Raw genomic sequence first — 1,708 nt, forward strand, 5'->3', positions numbered from 1 at the left:
GACGAGCGGGACGCGATCCGGCAGGCGCGCAGGGTGGTCGCGCGGCTCAACCACCGCAAGGCGTACGCCGATCCGGCCTTCGCCGAGCCGCCCAAGTACGACCCCGGGGAACTGCTCGGCATCGTCCCCGGCGACCTGCGCACCCCCTTCGACCCGCGCGAGGTGATCGCCCGCCTGGTCGACGCCTCCGACTTCGACGAGTTCAAGCCGCTGTACGGCACGAGCCTGGTCACCGGCTGGGCCGGGCTGCACGGCTACCCCGTCGGCATCCTGGCCAACGCGCGGGGGGTGCTGTTCAGCGAGGAGTCGCAGAAGGCGGCGCAGTTCATCCAGCTCGCCAACCAGCGCGACATCCCGCTGCTGTTCCTGCACAACACCACCGGCTACATGGTCGGCAAGGAGTACGAGCAGGGCGGCATCGTGAAGCACGGCTCGATGATGATCAACGCGGTCAGCAACTCCACCGTGCCGCACCTCTCCGTCCTCATGGGCGCGTCCTACGGCGCCGGCCACTACGGCATGTGCGGCCGCGCTTACGACCCCCGCTTCCTCTTCGCCTGGCCCAGCGCCAAGTCGGCCGTCATGGGCCCGCAGCAGCTCGCCGGCGTGCTGTCGATCGTGGCCCGCCAGTCGGCCCTGGCCAAGGGGCAGCCGTACGACGAGGAGGGGGACGCCGCCCTGCGCGCGATGGTCGAGGGCCAGATCGAGTCGGAGTCCCTCCCCATGTTCCTGTCCGGACGGCTCTACGACGACGGCGTCATCGACCCCCGCGACACCCGAACCGTCCTCGGTATGTGCCTGTCCGCCATACACACCGCTCCCTACGAGGGCGCCCGTGGCGGCTTCGGCGTCTTCCGGATGTGAGGCCCATGATTTCCACCCTGCTCGTCGCCAACCGGGGCGAGATCGCCTGCCGTATCTTCCGCACCTGCGCCGACCTGGGTATACGTACCGTCGCCATACACTCCGACGCGGACGAGGGTGCGCTGCACACACGTGTGGCCGACACAGCGGTTCGGCTGCCGGGCGCGGCGCCCGCCGAGACCTATCTGCGCGGCGATCTCATCGTGAAGGCCGCCCTCGCGGCCGGTGCGGACGCCGTGCACCCCGGCTACGGATTCCTCTCCGAGAACGCCGACTTCGCCCGCGCGGTACAGGACGCCGGGCTCGTCTGGATCGGGCCCCCGCCCCAGGCGATCGAGGCGATGGCGTCCAAGACCCGCGCCAAGGAACTGATGGGCCTCGCCCCGCTCGACGCACACGACGTCAGCCCGGCCGACCTGCCCGTCCTGGTGAAGGCTGCCGCGGGCGGCGGCGGACGCGGCATGCGCGTCGTACGCGACCTCGCCGCGCTGCCCGGTGCGCTGGAGGACGCCCGCGCGGAGGCGGCGAGCGCGTTCGGGGACGGCGAGGTGTTCGTGGAGCCGTACCTGGAGAACGGGCGCCATGTCGAGGTGCAGGTCCTCGCCGACACCCACGGCACGGTGTGGACGCTCGGCACCCGCGACTGCTCGCTCCAGCGCAGGCACCAGAAGGTCATCGAGGAGGCCCCGGCGCCAGGTCTGGCGCCCGCGCTCACCGAGCAGCTGTACGCGCTCGCCGAGCGGGCGACGCGTGCCGTGTCCTACGAGGGCGCGGGCACCGTGGAGTTCCTGGTGGCCGACGGCCGCGCCCACTTCCTGGAGATGAACACCCGCCTCCAGGTCGA

General features: G+C 71.4%; 2 protein-coding genes. Both read left to right on the forward strand.

Translation table 11 applies throughout. From position 1 onward, the window contains the following. On the forward strand, window positions 1-864 hold an 864-nt coding region (locus tag CCN33_RS15825), incomplete at its 5' end, for an acyl-CoA carboxylase subunit beta (RefSeq protein ID WP_279628176.1). A 5-nt stretch (window positions 865-869) separates the two neighbouring features. After that, the coding region (locus tag CCN33_RS15830; protein ID WP_140394562.1) for an ATP-binding protein at window positions 870-1,708 on the forward strand (839 nt) is incomplete at its 3' end.

Origin of the sequence: Streptomyces recifensis, assembly GCF_002154615.1 — a bacterium.
GTDB lineage: Bacteria > Actinomycetota > Actinomycetes > Streptomycetales > Streptomycetaceae > Streptomyces > Streptomyces griseoluteus.